The 18,961-nt window shown below is 68.2% G+C and carries 12 protein-coding genes, 1 pseudogene, 1 riboswitch and 1 other annotated feature; of the genes and pseudogenes, 10 read left to right on the top strand and 3 right to left on the bottom strand.

The features are described 5' to 3' along the window. Positions 1 to 3: 3 nt before the first annotated feature. Entirely contained in the window at positions 4 to 921 is a 918-nt protein-coding gene (locus ACFTSF_RS21270; RefSeq protein WP_380155384.1) for an ATP-binding cassette domain-containing protein, read from the top strand. Next, complete coding sequence (locus ACFTSF_RS21265; RefSeq protein WP_380155382.1) at positions 918 to 1,745, top strand: ABC transporter permease; 828 nt, start codon at positions 918 to 920, stop codon at positions 1,743 to 1,745. The genes ACFTSF_RS21270 and ACFTSF_RS21265 overlap by 4 nt, the downstream gene beginning before the upstream one ends. A gap of 12 nt (positions 1,746 to 1,757) precedes the next feature. Here the strand turns inward: ACFTSF_RS21265 and metE are convergent, their stop codons facing one another. Next, positions 1,758 to 4,019, bottom strand: a complete 2,262-nt coding sequence (gene metE, locus ACFTSF_RS21260; RefSeq protein ID WP_380155761.1) for a 5-methyltetrahydropteroyltriglutamate--homocysteine S-methyltransferase — start codon at positions 4,017 to 4,019, stop codon at positions 1,758 to 1,760. A 118-nt stretch (positions 4,020 to 4,137) separates the two neighbouring features. Beyond that, positions 4,138 to 4,351, bottom strand: a riboswitch (cobalamin riboswitch). A 76-nt stretch (positions 4,352 to 4,427) separates the two neighbouring features. On the opposite strand from metE, the gene ACFTSF_RS21255 reads away from it, so the two are divergent. Beyond that, positions 4,428 to 5,486, top strand: coding sequence for an enoyl-CoA hydratase/isomerase family protein (locus ACFTSF_RS21255; RefSeq protein ID WP_380155381.1), 1,059 nt, complete (start codon positions 4,428 to 4,430; stop codon positions 5,484 to 5,486). Here the strand turns inward: ACFTSF_RS21255 and ACFTSF_RS21250 are convergent. Continuing rightward, positions 5,483 to 6,391: a LysR family transcriptional regulator gene (locus ACFTSF_RS21250; protein ID WP_344145615.1), complete on the bottom strand. Its 909-nt coding sequence runs from the start codon at positions 6,389 to 6,391 to the stop codon at positions 5,483 to 5,485. The genes ACFTSF_RS21255 and ACFTSF_RS21250 overlap by 4 nt on opposite strands. 70 nt (positions 6,392 to 6,461) lie before the next feature. Here ACFTSF_RS21250 and ACFTSF_RS21245 point away from each other — a divergent pair, with 70 nt between their 5' ends. The 5 genes and pseudogenes from ACFTSF_RS21245 to ACFTSF_RS21225 all read left to right on the top strand — a co-directional run bounded on the left by ACFTSF_RS21245 (position 6,462) and on the right by ACFTSF_RS21225 (position 13,784). Then, the gene (locus ACFTSF_RS21245; protein WP_380155379.1) at positions 6,462 to 7,391 is read left to right on the top strand and encodes an SDR family NAD(P)-dependent oxidoreductase; all 930 of its coding nucleotides are present in this window, start codon (positions 6,462 to 6,464) and stop codon (positions 7,389 to 7,391) included. After that, on the top strand, positions 7,388 to 8,212 hold the full coding sequence (locus ACFTSF_RS21240; RefSeq protein WP_380155378.1) for an SDR family NAD(P)-dependent oxidoreductase: 825 nt from the start codon (positions 7,388 to 7,390) through the stop codon (positions 8,210 to 8,212). Before ACFTSF_RS21245 ends, ACFTSF_RS21240 begins: the two co-directional genes overlap by 4 nt. A gap of 137 nt (positions 8,213 to 8,349) precedes the next feature. After that, positions 8,350 to 10,284, top strand: coding sequence for a hypothetical protein (locus ACFTSF_RS21235; protein ID WP_380155376.1), 1,935 nt, complete (start codon positions 8,350 to 8,352; stop codon positions 10,282 to 10,284). A 159-nt stretch (positions 10,285 to 10,443) separates the two neighbouring features. Continuing rightward, positions 10,444 to 11,680, top strand: a pseudogene (locus tag ACFTSF_RS21230) (IS3 family transposase). Beyond that, positions 10,722 to 10,853: a sequence feature (AL1L pseudoknot), on the top strand. Its footprint overlaps the pseudogene before it by 132 nt. Positions 11,681 to 13,007: 1,327 nt before the next feature. Continuing rightward, positions 13,008 to 13,784 carry a hypothetical protein gene (locus tag ACFTSF_RS21225; RefSeq protein WP_380155374.1) on the top strand — a complete coding sequence of 259 codons (777 nt, stop codon included), beginning with the start codon at positions 13,008 to 13,010 and terminating at the stop codon, positions 13,782 to 13,784. Here ACFTSF_RS21225 and ACFTSF_RS21220 read toward each other — a convergent pair. Next, positions 13,781 to 16,126: a hypothetical protein gene (locus tag ACFTSF_RS21220; RefSeq protein WP_380155373.1), complete on the bottom strand. Its 2,346-nt coding sequence runs from the start codon at positions 16,124 to 16,126 to the stop codon at positions 13,781 to 13,783. The two genes, ACFTSF_RS21225 and ACFTSF_RS21220, sit on opposite strands and share 4 nt — an antisense overlap. A gap of 178 nt (positions 16,127 to 16,304) precedes the next feature. Between ACFTSF_RS21220 and ACFTSF_RS21215 the strand changes: the two genes are divergently transcribed. Both ACFTSF_RS21215 and ACFTSF_RS21210 read left to right on the top strand, forming a co-directional pair. Beyond that, positions 16,305 to 17,351 (top strand): LacI family DNA-binding transcriptional regulator, encoded by a 1,047-nt coding sequence (locus tag ACFTSF_RS21215; RefSeq protein ID WP_344148791.1) that lies wholly within the window; start codon positions 16,305 to 16,307, stop codon positions 17,349 to 17,351. Next, positions 17,348 to 18,946 carry an FAD-dependent oxidoreductase gene (locus tag ACFTSF_RS21210; RefSeq protein WP_380155371.1) on the top strand — a complete coding sequence of 533 codons (1,599 nt, stop codon included), beginning with the start codon at positions 17,348 to 17,350 and terminating at the stop codon, positions 18,944 to 18,946. The genes ACFTSF_RS21215 and ACFTSF_RS21210 overlap by 4 nt, the downstream gene beginning before the upstream one ends. The last annotated feature ends 15 nt before the right edge of the window (positions 18,947 to 18,961 follow it).

The following is an 18,961-nucleotide window of genomic DNA, read 5'->3' as shown; positions in this document are numbered from 1 at the left end:
GCCGTGATCGAGGTCGAGCAACTGAGCAAGCGGTACGGCGACACACTCGCGCTCTCGTCGGTCGATCTGTCGGTCGGGGCGGGGCAGGTGCTCGGGCTCATCGGTCACAACGGCGCCGGTAAGACGACGCTGGTCGAGATCCTCGCGACGTTGGTGCGCCCGTCGGCCGGTACGGCGCGAGTCGCCGGCGCGGATGTCATCCGCTCGCCCGGCCGCGTCCGGCGCGCGATCGGGCTGACCGGGCAGTTCGCCACCGTCGACGACACGCTGTCCGGGTTGGGGAACCTGGTTCTGCTCGCCCGGCTTAGCGGGACCGGTCGGCGAGCCGCGCGAGTGCGGGCCGATGAACTGCTCGAACAGTTCGGCCTCACGCACGCGGCGGATCGGCGGGTCCGGACGTACTCCGGCGGCATGCGGCGGCGGCTCGACCTCGCGGCGAGCCTTGTCACCGCTCCCGCCGTGCTGTTCCTCGACGAGCCGACCACCGGACTCGACCCGACCAGTCGGCGGGCTGTCTGGGACCAGGTCGCCCAACTCGCGGGGCTCGGGACGACGGTCCTGCTGACCACCCAGTACCTGGACGAGGCGGACCAACTCTCCGACCGGATCGTCGTACTGGCTGGTGGACGCGTTGTCGCCGGTGGGACGCCGGCGGACCTGAAACAGCAGGTGGGCCGGCGAGCCATCGTGGTGCAGTTGCCACCCGATGCCCCGGCCGCTGCGGTCGTCGAGCATCTCGCCGGGCGCGGGCTGGATGTTGCCCAGCGCAACGAATTCACCCTGACCGTGGTGGACGCGTCGTCGGCGACGATCGTCCAGGTGGTCCGCGCACTCGATGATCTCGGGATCGAGGCCGAACGTCTCGAAGTCGCCGAACCGAGTCTCGACGACGTCTTCGCGACACTGGGGGAGGCCCGATGACCGTCATGACCGCACCCCGGGCTCAGCCAGCCTTGCGGACGCGGACACAGTCGGCAAGCGTCGCGACCCAAATCATCGCGCTGTCAGGCCGGTCCCTGCGCGGCGTCGTCTTCGAACCGCGCACGTTGATCGTGACGCTGCTCGGCCCGATCCTGCTCGTGAGCGTGCTCAGTCAGCTGCTCGGCAGCCTGTCCACGACCCTCAGCTTCCCAAGCGGCACCCGGTACGTCGACTTCGTCGTACCGGCGATCATGATCACCACCGCACTGCAGTCGGCGCTCGGCCTGATCATCAGTCTGCTCCAGGACATGCGCAACGGGCTGATCAACCGGCTGCGGACGATGGCGATCTGGCCGGGTTCGGTACTCGTCGCGCACAGCCTGGCCGGCCTGGTCCGGATGGTCTTGCAACTCACGGTGCTGTCTATCTTCGCCGCGGTCGTGCTCGGATTCGACCCACCGGGCGGCATCCTCGGTACGGCGGCCGCCGTGGTCGTCTCGACCGCGGTCAGTACCGGCCTCGGCTGGATCTTCATCGCGCTGGCGTGCCAACTCCGCCATACCGAACTCGTGCAGGCCATCTCTGGGACTGTGACGTTTCCCCTCATCGTCGCCTCGAATGCCTTCGTTCCCGAGGCAGGTCTGCCCACTTGGCTGCGTCACGTCGCTGCCTTCAATCCCGTGTCGCACAGCATCACCGCCGCCCGCGAATTGGTACTCGGGCACGCTCCCGTCGGCCAACTGCTCGCCGCGCTCGCCGGTGCCGCCGTCATCACGGTCATCGGCGCCACCGTGGCGATCCGGGGCCTCAGCCGCCCTGGCTGAGGCCCCTCCGACCTACTCGGCGCGAACCTCGCGAGCAGCCGCGACCAGATTCTGCAGGGAGTCGCGAACCTCAGGCCAGCCGCGCGTCTTCAAGCCGCAGTCCGGGTTGACCCAGAGCCGTGCCGCTGGAATCGCGTCCAGTCCCTTGTGCAGCAGGGACGCGACTTCCGGCGTACCGGGGACTCTGGGGGAGTGGATGTCGTAGACGCCCGGACCGACCCCGCGCGGGTAGCCGGCCTCGCCGAGCTCATGCGCGACCTGCATATGCGAGCGGGCTGCCTCGAGGCTTGCGACATCGGCATCCATCTCGTCGAGCGCGTTGAGGATGTCGCCGAACTCGACGTAGCACATGTGCGTGTGGATCTGCGTGTCCGCGCGCACGCCGCTCGTGGTCAGCCGGAAGACCTCAGTACCCCAGTTCAGGTAGGCGGCGCGATCGGCCTGCCGCAGCGGCAATGTCTCGCGCAGTGCAGGCTCGTCGACCTGGATGACCGCAGCTCCGGCCCGCTCGAGATCGACCACCTCGTCGCGCAGCGCCAGCGCGACCTGACGAGCGGTCTCGCTGCGCGGCTGATCGTCGCGGACGAATGACCAGGCCAGCATCGTGACCGGTCCAGTGAGCATGCCCTTGACCGGACGGTCGGTCTGCAGTTGCGCGTAGGCCCACCAGCGGACAGTCATCGGCGTCGGCCGGGAGATGTCGCCGACGAGCACCGGCGGCCGGACATAGCGGGTACCGTACGACTGGACCCAGCCGTGCTGAGTGGCGACGTACCCGTCGAGCTGTTCGGCGAAGTACTGCACCATGTCGTTGCGCTCGGGTTCGCCGTGGACCAGAACGTCGAGCCCGGCCTTCTCCTGGAACGCGAGGACCTCGCGGATCTCGGCTCCGATCACCTCGTCGTACTGCGCCTCGTCGATGCGGCCCGCGCGCAGGTCGGCCCGGGCGGTTCGCAGCTCGGTCGTCTGCGGGAACGATCCGACCGTTGTCGTCGGCAACAACGGCAGCTCGAGCCGCTTCTGCTGGGCTGCACTGCGTTCCTCGTACGACGCCGCCCGGCCACTGTCGTCAGCCGTCACACCGGCGACGCGGGCGCGCACGGCCGGGTTGTTCGTCAACGCCGAGTTCGCCCTGGACTCGAGCGCGGCTCGGTTGGTCTCGAGTTCGGCCGCGATCGACTCGGTGCCTTCGGTGATGCCGCGAGCCAGTGTGGCGATCTCGGCGGTCTTCTGTCGAGCGAACGCGAGCCAGCGGGAGACCTCCGGATCGAGGTCCGCGTCAGCCGCGACATCGAGCGGGACATGCAGGAGCGAGCAGGACGAGCTGACCTCGACCTGGTCGACCAATCCGAGCAGAACGGCCAGTGTGGACAGCGATTTGGGCAGATCGTTCAGCCAGACGTTACGGCCGTTGACGACACCCGCGACGAGGCGCTTCGACCGGATCTCGGGGACGGCTGCGAGGTCGTCGAGGTTGGCCGCGGCCGGTCCGGTGAAGTCGATGGCCAGGCCCTCGACCGGCGACTTCGCCAGCACCGGCAGTGCGTCGCCGAGCCGGTCGAAGTACGACGCGACCAGGAGCTTCGGGCGATCCAGGAGGCCGCCCAGTTCGCCGTACGCGCTCGTGGTTGCAGTCAGCTCATCCGCGGTCCGGTCCTGCACCAGAGCCGGCTCATCCAGCTGCACCCACTCCGCTCCGGCGGCACGCAGGTCGGCCAGGACCTCGGCGTACACAGGAAGGATCTTGTCGAGGAGCGACAGCGGTTCGAAGTCGATGCCGGGCGCGGGTTTGGCGAGGAGGAGATAGGTGATCGGTCCTACGAGGACCGGGCGGGCCTTGAATCCGAGCGCGAGTGCTTCGCGCAGTTCGGCGACCTGCTTGGTGGAGTCGGCGGCGAACGTGGTGTCCGGGCCGAGCTCCGGGACCAGGTAGTGGTAGTTCGTGTCGAACCACTTGGTCATCTCGAGCGGCGCGACCTCCTGGGTACCGCGCGCCATCGCGAAGTAGCCGTCCAGCGCGTCGGCGTCCACTGCGGCACGGTGCCGCGCGGGGATCGCGCCGAGCAGGACGGACGTGTCCAGGACATGGTCGTAGTACGAGAAGTCGCCGGTCGGAACCTCGTCGATCCCGGCGTCCGCGAGCTGCTGCCAGTTCGATCGGCGCAGGTCGGCTGCGATCTGCCGGAGGGCGTCGGCGGTGACCGTGCCTTTCCAGTAGCCCTCGATGGCTTTCTTCAGCTCCCGGTTCGGGCCTTGCCGGGGGTAGCCGTGCACGGTGGTCAAGCGTCTCTCCTTAGCGAGCGAGCCTGTCTTGAGGACCACAGGGCTTGGAGAAAGGCGGCACACGTACGCCGGCCCTCCCACGAGGCCTTGCGATCACCGCCGTACGACGGGCGCACAGCGGGCGGCTGGCAGGTCTTCGGACTCGTGGGCACGTCCGGCGAACCGGACACCTACTGACCGTCGCTTCCCAGACCGTGAGGTCCAGTGCGTATGACGGTGGTCGTTCCCACTTACCGCTGCGGGGCAGTCCCGGATTCACACCGGGTTCCCTCTTGCGACGTCCTGACCGGCTGCCAGGACGAACCAGCTACCCGATCAGCCTACGCACTCGCGGGAGGTTCCGGCCCTGTGATCCACACCCTAGGAATTTAGTAGGACATCCAGCTACTTTGGCGCACCGTGAGCAACGTCGAAGAATCCCCGGTCCTCGCGCACGTGGACGGTCACGCCGGTCATCTGGTGCTGAACCGGCCGCGCGCGATCAACGCGCTCACCCACGAGATGGTCACGATCATCCGCCGGGTGCTCGACGAGTGGGCCGCGGATCCCGCCGTACAGACCGTCGTACTGACCGGCAGCGGTGACCGCGGTCTGTGTGCGGGCGGCGACATCGTCTCGATCTACCACGACGGGATCGCCGGCGGTACGGCGTCGACGGCGTTCTGGGCGGACGAGTACCGGCTCAATGCGGAGATCGCGGAGTACCCGAAACCGTTCGTCGCGGTGATGGACGGGATCGTGCTCGGCGGCGGCATCGGGCTGTCGGCGCACGCGAGTATCCGGGTCGTCACCGAGCGGTCGAAGCTCGGCATGCCGGAGACCGGGATCGGCTTCTTCCCCGATGTCGGCGGCACCTACCTGCTGTCGCGCGCACCGGGGGAGCTGGGCACGCACCTCGCGCTGACGGCCGGGTTGGTCGGCGCGGGTGATGCGATCGCGGTGGGTCTCGCCGATTGGTATGTGCCGAGCGATCGGTTGCCGGATCTCCTTACTGCACTGGCTTCTCAGGACGCGGCGACCGCGGTGGCCTCGTTTGCCGATCCGGTTCCGGAGTCTGGGTTGATCGGTGACCGCGAGTGGATCGACGAGGCCTACGAGGGCGACGACCTGGTGAAGATCTACAGCCGGTTGGCGGATGCCGACGTACCGGCTGCGCGGGAGGCCGCCGTGGTGCTGCTGACGAAGTCGCCGACCTCTTTGAAGGTGACGCTCCGCGCGCTGCGGGCCGCGGCCGATCTGCCGTCGCTGCCGGCTGCACTGGAGCAGGAGTACCGGTTGTCGGTGCGGCTCCACGGTTCGCACGACTTCCTTGAAGGTGTGCGGGCGCAGGTGATCGACAAGGACCGCAACCCGCGGTGGTCACCGGCCACCTTCGACGGCGTCAGCGACGAATCCATCACCGCCCACTTCGCCACTCTCGGCGACGCCGAGCTCGGGCTCACCGACGCGTCGAGCTAGCCGTCCGCGCTCGCGGCCGCGCGGATGGCGGCGGCCAGGCGAGCAACGGGCTCAGGTACCGGGCGGGGGAGCCGTGCCAGCAGGATGCGGCGTTGCTCCTCGGGGCCGCCTTGTACGGCGATGATCCGGACGCCCGGTGGGAGGGCGAAGGTCAGGGCGGCGGGGGCAGTGGTGATGCCGCAGCCGGCGGCGACCAGGTGGAGTTTGGCCAGCCAGTCGCGCGCGGTGTGGACGACCTGGGGGCGCTCGTCGAGACCCGGCCAGACGCCCATGTACTGCTCGCCGCCCGGACCGGCGATCCAGCGCTGACCACGGAGATCCTCGATGTCGACGACGTCGGCGTGGGCGAGCGGATGCGTGCTGGGGACCGCGATCCGGAGACTGCGTTCGGAGAGCGTGTGCAGCTCCAGCGCGGGCGATTCGGCATCGGGCGCGCGGAACGGCGGCGCTGAGGCCAGGAGTGCGAGGTCGATGGTGCCTGCGCGTAGTGCGCGGACCAGGGCCGGAGTACTGCCTTCACGGCTGATGACCGTGATGCCGGGGTGCGTCTCGCGGAGTGCCGCGAGTGCGCGGGGTACCAGGAAGACGCCCGCCGTCGCGAACCAGCCGAGCCGGACCGTGCCGAGCTCTTCCGGGATCCCGGCCAGCTCACGAGCGGCCGCATCGACCTGATCGATCGCGGCGGCAGCCCGCCGTACGACGATCCGTCCGGCCGGCGTCAGCCGTACCCCGTCGTGGCGGCGCTCCAGCAGTGCCGTGCCTGCCGCGCGTTCCAGGGAGGCGATCTGGCGCGAGACGGCCGACTGGGTGTAGCCGAGCGCGGTCGCCGCGGCGGTGAGCGTGCCGCGCTCGGCCACCTCGCGGAACACCCGCAGGGCAGTCAGGGAGGCGTCGGTGAAGGTCATGACGTTTACGCATACCACACTTGCCAGACTTTCGCTGGTGGCATGGGTTGGAGGTGCCTAGCTTGAAGGTATGGAACTCATCAAGACACAGTTCGGCTTCAGCAGTACGGCGGCAGAAGTTGCCGCCGGCATCGACCTCTCCGGCCGTCGCGCCGTGGTGACCGGCGCAGCCTCCGGCCTGGGCATCGAGACCGCCCGAGCGCTGGCAGGCACCGGCGCCGAAGTCACCCTCGCGGTCCGCGACCTCGAGGCGGGGGAGCGGGTCGCCAAGGACATCCGCGTGACCACCGGCAACACGGCATTGCACGTCCTACCGCTTGATCTCACCGATCCGGCCTCGGTCGCGGAGTTCGCCGCCGCCTGGGATGGGCCGCTGCACCTTCTGGTGAACAACGCCGGGGTGATGGCGTCGCCCGAGACTTATACGCCGCGGGGGTGGGAGTTGCAGTTCGCGACCAACCACCTCGGTCATTTCGCCTTGGCGATCGGTCTGCACGATGCGCTGGCCGCCGATGGTTCGGCTCGGATCGTCAGCGTCAGTTCGAGCGGTCACCAGCTCTCGCCAGTGATCTTCGACGACGTGAACTTCGCGTTCCGCGCGTACGACCCCTGGCTGGCCTACGGGCAGTCCAAGACCGCGAACGTGTTGTTCGCCGTCGAGGCCACCCGTCGCTGGGCCGCCGACGGCATCACCGCGAACGCCCTGATGCCGGGTGCGATCTTCACCAACCTGCAGCGGCACACCGACGGCCGCGGGAGCGGCAGCACGCCATCCGAGCTGATGAAGACACCGGAGCAAGGCGCGGCGACCTCGGTTCTGCTGGCCACGTCACCTCAGCTCGAGGGAGTCGGCGGACGCTACTTCGTCGACTGCAACGAGACTCCGACCATCGACCGTCGCGGTGAGGTTCCGCGGCTGCATGGTGTGGCTCGCTACGCCCTGGACCCGGCGAACGCCGTACGGCTGTGGGACCTGTCCGAAAGGCTGGTCGCAGCATGACCATCGCACTCGTCACCGGCGCTACCCAGGGACTGGGCTTGGCCTTGGTCGAAGGCCTGGCGGCCCGTCTCGGACCTGAGGACACCGTCTATCTGACCGGCCGCGACATCGACCGGGTCACCGCCGCCGTCGCCACCATCCCGGCCGGCGGAGCGCGGGTGCGCGCCGAGCTGCTCGACGTGGGCAGCCCGGGCGCCATCGAGAAGCTGGCGCATGAGTTGAAGGAACGGCATGGCGGCGTCGACATCGTGTTCGGGAACGCCGTCATGCGGGTCGGCCCCGACGACGACCCGCGCGCGATCGTCGACACCTACACCGAGGTGAACAACTTCGGCACCACTCGGCTCCTGCGCGCCTTCGCTCCGCTCCTACGCGACGATGGCCGCCTGCTGGTTGTGGCCAGTTCGTTCGGCACCTTGCAGTACCTGGCGCCCGCGCTGCACCGCCACTTCACCAACCTCGCGGACCTCGACGACGTGGATCGGGAGGTAGCCGCCTGGCGCGACCTGGTCAAGGACGGGACTGCCCGGGCAACCGCCTGGCCGGGGTTCGTGAACATCCCCTCGAAGATCGGCCAGGTTGCCGCGGTCCGCACCTTGGCCGCCCGGCGCCGTACCGAAGACGTTGCCCGCGGCATCGTCTTGGCGGCGGTCTGCCCCGGCATGATGAACACGCCCACCTCGGCGTTGTGGTGGGACGTCAGTACGGCGCCCACGCCGGCCGAGGCCGCTGTACCGCTGCTGGACCTTGCTCTGGAGCCGGCCGATCCGGATCACTACGGCCAGCTGATCCGGTACGGCAAGGTCCTGCCCTGGGTTTGATAGTCGGCCGCGGCGCCGCAAGGCTCGGTTTACACGGATTCGCGGCTGATGCAGGTGTGATGGTTTCCCTTGTGGACAAGGGATTCTGACTCTGCGGCGATTTGCGTGTGCTGCCTTGACTGCCTAAACTAGAACACATGTTCGATGATGATCTGACGTTGCTTTCGACGGCTGACTTGCTGGAGTCGTCCGCCGAGCATCGCGCCATGGCAAACCGGGCCGATGCCCGGGTGCTCGAACATGCCCTGGTCTACGCCGACCGTTTCCACCCCGACGCCTGCACGCCGCGCCCCGGCCGCCGTTCGGTCGACGGCCGCGAATGCGCGGTGGTGCTGGGTGGTGAGGGCTGCCCGGAGATCGCCGAGTTCGCGATCGCCGAGTACGCGGCGGTGCTCGGCGTCTCGCATCGGATCGGCGCCAAGATCATCGGCGACGCCCTCGCACTGCGGCACCGGTTCCCGTTCACCTGGGCGCGAGTCCTGTCCGGCGACGCAACCCCGTGGAAGGCCTGCCGCCTCGTCCGCGACTGCGTGGACCTGTCCGAGGAAGCCGCCCGGTACGTCGACCAGCGGGTCGCCGCCCTGATCGACACGATCACCCCGTACCGCCTGGACAAGATCGTCAAAGCAGCCAAGATGCACATCGACCCCGAAGGAGCCCGCGCCGAGGCCGCCGCGAAGGTCCGCGAACGCGGCGTCTTCATCGGCCGCTCCGACGAACACGGCACCAAAACCATCTACATCCGCACCTCCTCGGGTGCGGCCACCCGATTCGACGCCACCATCCACGCTCTCAGCGACGCCCAGCAAACCCTCGGCGACACCCGCTCAACCCAGATCCGCCGAGCCGAATCAGTCGGCATCATCGCCGACCCGATCTTCGCCCAAGAACTCCTCACCCAAGCCCACCACCACCCGACCCCCTCCCCGGCACCGCACCCACCCACCCCGCCCGCACCCGCCGACGCGCCAGCGGCAGCGCCCGCTGCCGCGCCGGTTGCCGCAGCCCCCACCCCACCACCAGCCACGTCTGCCCCGGACACCTCAACCCCGCAGCCCCCGGCATCCCGCAACGCCACACCCGCTCCCGGCGACTCCACCGCCGACACCTCCGCTCCTGGATCACCGGTACCGGACACGGCAGCACCCACCGCGAACACGGCGACCGCGCACACCGGTGCCTCCCGCGCTGCAGCGACGCCCACGTCCACGTCCAACGCCCGCACTCAAAGCGCCGCGACGCCGGACGCTCCCGGGGGCGATGGATGGGTGGTTGGTGACGAGCCTGTACCGGATGAGCCTGGCCCGGACGACGAAGCAGATCGAGACGCACCACACCCGAGCAACAGCGACCAACCCGATCCGCTCGACCACACGGACCGCCGACCCGACCACCTCGCGGAACCCTTCCCCGCAGACACAGACCACGAACCCGATGACGGCGAGCCCATGGACGCAGCAGCACAACGCGCGCTCGCCAGCCGGCTCGCGCAGATCAAACACGACGCCTACGCCCGACTAGCCTCCATCCAGCCCCCAGACACTCCCGCGCGCCCAGGCACTCCCACGCGCCCCGGGAAGACCGAGATCTACGTCCACCTCACCGACCACACACTCGCATCCGGCGACGGTGTACTGCGCGCCGAAGAAATCGGCCCCCTACTGGCAACCCAGCTGAGCGAACTGATCGGATACAGCCCCTACACCGTCAAGCCCGTCATCGACCTCAACCACGCAGTCTCAGTCAACTGCTACGAAGCCTCCGAACGCATCCGGGAACGCGTCAAACTCACCCACCCGGTCGAACTGTTCCCCTACGGCACCCGCGAAACCAACCACAGCATCGACCTGGACCACCTCAAGCCCTACGACCCACTCGGACCACCAGGCCAGACAAACACACAAAACCTCGCCCCACTCGGCCGCTACGCCCACCGAGTGAAAACCCACGCGCGCGGCTGGAACGTCCGCCGCATCAACCCAACCACCCTCGAATGGACCACACCCCACGGCTTCGTCTTCCACGTCGACCCCACCGGCACCCACCGCGTCGTCCCCGGAAGCCAGGACTAGAGGAGCAGCCCCCAGGCCGGCCAGTCAGGGCTCGCCTGCGCGGCACCCCGGAACCTAGCTGCCACAACCTCCGAAGAACCCGCAGGCACGGTCTCCGGATCCATCGGATGAGCCGCCCCGGGGTGTCTGGAGATTTCATTCGTTGGAAGGATGAAGTCCATGGCAGGTCCCTCGTCTTATTCGCCCGAGATCCGTGAGCGCGCGGTCCGGATGGTTGCTGAGTCCAAGGCCGACTACGGCTCAGAGTTCGAGGCGATCAGGTCAGTCGCGTCGAAGCTGGGTATCGGCTCGGCCGAGACGCTGCGCAAGTGGGTGCGCCGGGCCGAGGTTGATGCCGGCCAGCGGCCCGGGGTTACCAGCGAGGAGTCGGAGCAGCTGAAGGCGCTGAAGCGGGAGAACGCCGAGCTGCGCCGGGCGAACGAGATCTTGAAGTCGGCAGCGACTTTCTTCGCGGCGGAGCTCGACCGCCCACACAAGTGATCATTACTTTCATCAACGATCACAAGGACCGTTTCGGGGTCGAGCCGATCTGCCGAGTGCTGTCAGAGCATGGCTGCAAGATCGCCCCATCCACCTACTACGACAACCGGAATCGTCAACCCAGTAAGAAGGCACTGCGCGATTCCGAGTTGATCTCGGTGATCGAGAAGGCCCGCAAAGTCCGGTTCGTGCGGCTGTTGGGGCCGCCAAACTCTGGCTGCATCTGCGGACCTCGGGTCACGACGTGGCTCGCTGCACGGTGGAACGGTTGATGAACCAGATGGGCATCAGTGGCGTAGTCCGCGGCAAGACCCCACGGACCACCGTCGCCGATGAGAAAGCTGCCCGGCCGGCCGATCTGGTGGACCGCCGGTTCGCCGCCTCGGCCCCGAACCGGCTGTGGGTGGCCGACTTCACCTACGTGGCGACCCGATCCGGCACGGTCTACGTCGCGCACATCGTGGACGTGTTCTCCCGCCGGATCATCGGCTGGAAAGCAGCCACCACGATGACCACACCCCTGGTTCTGGACACCCTCGAGATGGCGATGTGGGCCCGCCGAACCGAAGGAGTCGCCGACCTGACCGGGCTGGTCCACCACAACGACGCCGGCACCCAATACACCTCGATCGCCTTCACCCAGGCACTGCTCGACGCTGGCATCGACGCCTCGGTCGGATCCGTGGGCGACGCCTACGACAATGCCCTGGCCGAGACCCACATGGGCCTGTTCAAGTCTGAACTGATCAACCCTTACGGACCCTGGCAAGGCCTCCACGACGTCGAAGCAGCCACCTTGGACTGGGTCGACTGGTTCAACACCGCCCGGCCCCACGGATCGATCCAAGACCTGACACCGATCCAAGCCGAACAAACTCACTACACTCACCGAACCCGCCTCGCCGAGGCCAGCTAACACCTAACGAAGCCTCCGGACTCGCCGGGGCGGCTCAGGACGTCAGACGGCGGAGGTTACGTCGGTCGGTAATTTTGGGGCGCGATACGCGAAAAAAGTACCGGCCAACGCATCACGACGCTGCACACACGACGAGGCGCAGCGCGCTTCGACGAGGCGCGGGGGTAGCGAGGCGCGGCACGTTTGGCGAGGCGCGAGGGTGGCGCGGCGCGGTTTGGTGAGGCGCGGGGGTAGCGAGGCGCGGAGGTGGTGAGGCGAGGCGCGGTTTGGTGAGGCGCGGGGTGGTCTAGCTGCCGGCAGGCGGCCGGGTCCGGAGGGCTTCGCGGGTAGCGGCCAGTGCCTCTTCCCGCACCGCAACCACAGCCCGGCAACCCCGAGCGACCTGGAGCTACGGTCGCCAACCTCGCCACCCAGCTCAGCCACCGCGGCGCCCAGCCACCCTGTCTTTTTGGTCGGCCGGGAGCGGTGATCAGCCAGAGCGGACGTCCCCGGCCGAGTCCTTTCGGGCCTGCGCCCGACTCGACCACCAAAGGCGGCCGACCAAAACCACAGGGCTGGCCACGCGGGTGGCTGGGCTGGTTGGCGAGGCCCGGCGACCGCGGTTCCACGTTGTCTGGGGCCGACGGGCTGTGGCTGAGGTGCGTGATGCTCGAGTCTTTGCGTTACCCGGTGGCGAGTGATGTGGGCTGCTCGGGTGGGAGCGGGCACGGGCCCGCCGGCCTCTTTCCCGCACGGCAACCACAGCCCGGAACCCCAGGCGACCTGGAGCCGCGGTCACCTACCGCACCATCCACCTCAGCCACCCGCGGCGCCCAGCCACGCTGTCTTTTTGGTCGGCCGGGAGCGGCGATCAGCCACAGCGGACGTCCCCGGCCGAGTCCTTTCGGACCTGTACCCCGCCTCGACCGCCGACGGCGGCCGACAGAAAACAGAGGGTGCGCTGCGCGGGTGGCTGGGCTGGGTGGCGAGGCCCGGCGACCGCGGTTCCACGCCGTCTGGGGCTGACGGGCTGTGGTTGCCGTGCGTGATGCTCGAGGTCTTGCGTTAGTCGGAAGATCTCCTAGGGGTCCAGGCGCCGATTTCGTTCCGACTAACGCGCCAGATATCCCCGACGACTCGAGAACGCGGGCCGGTAATCACCTTGAGACTCCACCAACCATCCGGCCCCGACTGAAACGGTCGAACCGTGCTCAAGGTCGCCCCGACCATCGCACCTTGAGCACCCCTCAACCACCTCCGGCCCGCGCACACGGTTGACCCGTGCCCAACGTCGTACCGGCTTGTGGTGGGAGCTCTCGACTAGCCGGCCGAGTGGGAGGATGGGTGGATGAGCTGGCCCGCGATGGTTTGGATCGGTGGGGCGCCGGGGGCGGGGAAGTCGACGATTGCGCGGGAGCTCGCGCGGTGGATGGATCTGCCGTTGCATCCGATCGATCTGTGGACTTATGCGCATCTCGATCGGATGCCGCCGCTGCCGTCCTTGGCGGATCAGTTGGCGGCGGGGGCGGCGTACGCGGCCGAGGCCTTTGTGCGGGTGGCTCGGCTGCGGGTGGAGTTGGTGGTGGACGACGTGCGGGAACGGGCGTTGGGCGCGGTGCCTGCGCTGGTTGAGGGGCCGCAGCTCTTCCCGTCGATGGCGGATGAGGTGCCGGCGGCGGTTTGGCTGGTACCGGATGGGGAGCAGACACGGCGCGCTCGCCAGCAGCGGTTGGAGCGGACGCCGGATCCAGCCGGGCGTGCTCGACTCGAAGGGTTGCTGGCGCGAGACGCCGTACTGGCTGAGCGGGTGCGGCAGGAGGCTCGCGAGTACGGGCGGACGCTTGTCGAGGTGCCGGCCGAGCCTGCCTGGCCGGAGATCGTTCGCGCTGTCGAGGACGTGTTGGGTATGCCGCCGCGTTTGCAGGCGGGGGCTGAGCTGCGACGACAGCGGCAGTACGAGAACCAAGCGGCCTGCGTGCAGGGACGGTTGTGGCAGGCGGACATCGGGTTGGCCGAGTTGCCGCCCTTCCCGTTTGCCTGTGAGTGTGGGACGTCGGGGTGCGCGGCCGTCTGGGAAGGGACTCCCGACGAGTACGAGCAGCACACCCCTTCGTTGGCTCACTAACGGCAGACCGCCAGGCGGTGGATGCCTCGTCTCGTTTGTGGGGCTAGGCCGTGGTAGATGCGGGGAGCGCCGTCGAGGATGAGGGTTAGTCGGCCGTTGGTGGGGGAGAGGGGTTTGATGCGGCCGATGGCGTCTACCTGGCGTACGGCGGTGGTGGCACCGACCGTGAGTGTCGTCTTGGTTGGCCAGGGATCGATCCAGGTTTCGGGGGCGGGGAAGTGCCAGTCGGTGCGTTGGCCGGTGGTGTTGAGAACGTAGCCGTCGGCTCGGTTCCAGAGGATGGTGATGGGCCCAGCAGGGGTGTCGAACCAGAGGCCGAAGGTCTTCGGGTCGGCGAAGGTGAGACGGCCGCGGAAGGTGGCTTGGTCCAGGGTTCGGGCGGCGGTGGCGTAGGCCAGCAGTGACGGCTTCGGGCTGAGGTCGCGGTTCAGCAGGCCGAAGTGGTACTCGGTGTTGAGCGGGTCGGCGACCTGGGGCATCCCGAGGACGCTGTCGTAGAACTGGTACCAGCAGACGCACTTGATGCCCTCGGCCTTCGAGAGGGCCAGCGTGAGCAGGACGTTCTCGGCGGCGTGCCGGTAGGTGTCGTTCCACCAGCTGTTCGGGCGGGTCGGTGCGTAGGCCTCGGTCAGCCAGATCTCCTTCTGACCGTGCTGTGCCATCAGGGCCTTCAGTTGCTGCAGGCCACCGGCGAAGTTCCAGTACGTACCGTTCGGGCCGGCATCCCCACCGGGCGGCGGTGCGTAGTCGGGAGTGAAGTTGCCGCGGCCAGGGTGGTAGGCGAACGCGTCGATCAGATCCCAGCCACCGGCCGCGATGAAGTTCTCGACCCACTTCTTGTCCATGCCGGCCAGGCCGTTGTTCATCAGCTTGATCGTCGCGCCGGTCGCGGCCCGCCGGTTGAACACCGGCCGCAGCGCCTTCTCCAAATACTCCGGGACCATCTCGCCACTGGTAAACGGCCGGTTCAGCTCATTGCCCACCTCGAAATATCCAGCACCGGCACCAACAGCCGTTGCCAGACTGGTCGCCGCCCACGCCACGCCGTCCGCGTCCGGCTTCAAAGACGGCTGGAGTTCGATGTTGTGCCGCATCCCGCGCGCGTCGTACCGCGACGGCGGCAGCCCTGGACCGCCGTCGTACGCGATCCGCACCAGGTTGACCCCGATGCGCTGCCACAGATCCAGTACGGCGTCGCTGCTCGGCCTGAGCAGCCAGGGATAGTTGGCCATCCCGAACATGCTGTTCGCTCCGGCTTGATAGCTGTACGGCGGCAGCGTGGCGAGGTTCGTTCGCGCAAACGCCTCGTCGGTGCCGGAGCGGACGACGACCTCGGCCAGCGCGATCCCGGCGGCCGGTGCGGGCACGGTGAAGGTGTGCTGCCAGGTCCCGGCCGCGCCGACGCTCCCGGGCACGGTCGACGAAGCGAGCTGTACGCCGTCGAAGTCGCGCATCACGAGTTGCAGCTGGACGGACTTCGCGGCCGCGCCACCGTTCGCGACCAGCGCGGTGAGCTGCATCGGCGCGCCCGGAGCGTCGTACAGGTTGAAGTTCGCGTTGGTGGTCAGTTCGAGCCCGAGCTCGTCGCCGTGGCCGATGGTGGCGGTCGCCGACGGCCTGGTGTCGGAGAAGAAGAAGTCGGCCCGGCTGGTCCAGCCGCCGGCCGGATCGGCGACGCCGGGCGCGTGGACCCAGGTGGCATTCGTGAAGGCCTGCTTCGATTTCTCGAGCAGGAACAGGCCGTACTTGTCAGCCCACGCAGAGGTGTGCGCGACCCCGACGGTCTCCTCGTACGGGATGCCGCCGCGCGCATCGCGGACCCATTCGGTGACCGCGATGTAGTCGGATGCGGCCGTCCCCTGGATCGCCCGGCTGAACGAGAATCCGTCCGGGACCAGGGAGCTTGGGCCGGTGATCCGCCACTCCAGTACGGCGTGATTGGTCGCAACGCTGAACCACCCGACCACCGTGATGGCGGCATCGAACGTAGCTGCGTCGAATTGATATGGCATCCGGATCGCCGGTGTGCCATCGGGCAGCGCGCTCAGTGTCGGAGTACCGCCGGTGGAGGTGTGGGTGACACTCGGCTCCTCGCCCACCTTCGTCTTGACCTCGAACTTGGAGCCGACGGATCGCGTGACGCCACCAGAGTCACGGATCGCGAGCCGGCCGCCCGGACTGGCCAGCAGGCTGATACCGCCCGCGGTCAGGGTGACGTCACCGGCCGCGGCGAACGCGGTGATCGGGGTTGCTTCGGCGGCCAGCACCACACCGGCGGCCAAGGCCGAACCAAGGAACCGGCGGCGGCTCGTGCGGAAGAGTCGAGGTTCCGGAGAGGTCATCGTCAGCTCCTTGGTTCGGCGGCTGGCGTGCAGATCAACCTGATAATGCGTATCTGCACGCCATTGCCGAGGACCGTCTCAAGCGGATCACGTGTCTGTCAAGAGGGTGTTGCGCTTTCATGAGGATCGCCTTAGGGTCGTGGCAATCCACTGCAGATACGCATTATCAGGAGAGCGAATGCCATCGAAGCCTCGCCGGGTGACCCAGCGCGAGATCGCCGAGCTCGCGGGCGTCAGCCAGACCACCGTATCGGTGGTGCTGAACGACCGCGACGGCAAGAACGTGCGGATCCCGGCCGAGACCCGGGCGCGGGTGAAGGCGGCGATCGAGGAGCTCACCTATGTCGCCGACCCGGCCGCGCGCCGGCTGGCCGGGCTGGACAACCAGATCATCGGCCTGTTCACCTACGAGGCCGCGTTGTCCCCGGAGAGCATGGACTTCTACGGTCCGTTGCTCAATGGTTTGGAGCGCGCCGCTGAGCAGGTCGGCTGGGATCTGCTGTTCTTCACCTCCTCACCGGTCGAGAACGGCACCCGCAGTCTCTTCCACCGCAAGACCCGCCTGCGGCTGACCGACGGCTGCGTGCTGCTCGGTCAGCAGATGGTCGCGTCCGAGCTGGAGCGACTGGTCGCCGAGCAGTTCCCGTTCGTGGCGATCGGACGCCGGGACGAGACCGCGGCCGCCGTACCGTATGTCGCGATCGACTACGTCACGCCGGCCAACGAGCTGATGGACCAAGCAGTTGCCCACGGCCACCAACAGGCGCTGTACGTGCATCGCGGTACCGATACGCCGACCGCGCGTGATCGACGGCTGGCGGTGGAGGCTGCGTCCGCGGAAGGGCGGTTGTCGTTCCTGCTGGTCGGCGAGGAGCGCATTCCCGAGCTGCCGCGATTGGCCCAGGCGACTGGTGCCACGGTGATCCTGGGCGAGGATGCGTTCCTGACCGAGGATGTCGTGCACTCGCTGACCGCGGCCGGCATCGGCGTACCCGATGAGATCTCGGTGGCGGCATTGGCCGAGGTGCGCGGGCATCGCGTCGAGGGACGCGCGCTGGCGGGGTTCCACGTGCCTAGGGAACGACTTGCCGCCGAGGCCCTTGACCTGTTGCAGCTGCTCATCGCGACGGATCCGAGTGAGTGGCACACGCTGGAGATCCGGCGGCTGCTGGTGGCCGAGGTGCGATCCAGCGAGACGATCGTGCCGCGGAAGGCCCAGGCGTGACGCGGCGGATCACTACCGACGTGGCGATTATCGGCGGCGGTCTCGGGGCGGTCGCCGCTGCGCTCGCGCTGTTGCAGCGTCGTCGGCGCGTGGTGCTAACCGAGGAGTATGCGTGGCTCGGTGGTCAGTTGACCTCGCAGGCCGTGCCGCCCGATGAGCACATCTGGGTTGAGCAGTTCGGCATCACCGCCCGCTACCGCGCCCTGCGCGACGACATCCGGAAGTACTACCGCGACCACTACCCGCTGTCCGTGTCCGCCCGGATCGACCGCGAGCTCAATCCGGGCCGCGGCCGGGTCAGCAAGCTCTGCCACGAACCGCGGGTCGCGAACGCCGTGATCACCGCGCAGCTGGCGCCGTACCGATCGACTGGCCGCTTGACCGTCCTGCAGCCAGTGGTTCCGGTCTCCGCCGAGATGAGTGGTACGTCGGTCCGTGTCGTCACGGTCGCCGACCTGCGGACCGGGGCCGAGACCGAGCTTGCGGCCGAGTTCTTCGTGGACGGGACCGAGACCGGCGACTTGCTGCCGATGACCGGTACGGCGTTCGTCGTCGGAGCCGAGAGTCGCGCGGACACGGGGGAGCCGAGTGCGGCCGAGGTCGCCGATCCCGGCAACGTGCAGTCGATCGCGTGGTGTTTCGCCTTCGATCACGTGGCCGGCGACCAGACGATCGAGCGGCCGGTGGACTACGACTACTGGCGTTCGTTCGAGCTGCCGTACTGGGGCGCGCCGATGCTGTCGTTCACTGCGCCGAACCCGCGCACCCTGGTCCCGGAGGACCGGACCATGAACGTCAACCCGGAGCGTGACGTGACCGGGGATCCGCGGTTCGATCCGGGGGACCGGGATCTCTGGCTGTTCCGGCGGATCGCGGCCCGGAGTACCTTCGCGGACGGCTTCTACGACAGCGACATCGTGCTGGCGAACTGGCCGCAGCTCGACTATGTCGGTGGCTCGATCATCGACTTCGAGGACCGTGCGGTGCACCTGGCCGCCGCCAAGGCGCAGTCGCGGGCCTACGTCTATTGGTTGCAGACCGAGGCGCCGCGGCCGGATGGCGGCCGTGGCTGGCCCGGACTCCGGTTGCGGCCGGATGTGGTCGGGACGGATGACGGGTTCGCGCAGGCGCCGTACATCCGGGAGTCCCGCCGGATCAAAGCGATCAGCACGGTTCGCGAACAGGATGTATCGATCAAGGTCCGCGGGTACGACGGTCCGGCGCGGTTCGAGGGGTCGGTCGGGGTCGGGATGTACCGGATCGACCTGCATCCGTCCACCGGCGGCGACAACTACATCGACGTCGACTGTGCGCCGTTCGAGATCCCGCTCGGCGCGCTGGTCCCGGTCGCGACACAGAACCTGTTGCCTGCAGCAAAGAACATCGGTACGACGCATATCACCAACGGTGCTTACCGGCTGCACCCGGTCGAGTGGAACATCGGCGAGTCCACAGGGGAGCTCGCCGCGTTCTGCCTCGACCACGGGATCAGCCCGCAGCAGCTCGCGGCCGACCCGGCCCAGATCGAGCAGCTCCAGCGCCGGCTGACCGAGGCCGGAGTCGAACTCCACTGGCCGGAAGTCGCCGGTTACTAGACTCGAAGGAACCTT

The organism is Kribbella sp. NPDC056951, assembly GCF_042674205.1.
In the GTDB taxonomy this organism is placed as follows: Bacteria; Actinomycetota; Actinomycetes; order Propionibacteriales; family Kribbellaceae; genus Kribbella; species Kribbella yunnanensis.
The sequence above is the reverse complement of the archived record's forward strand: the minus strand, read 5'-3'. Positions and strand labels throughout refer to the sequence as shown.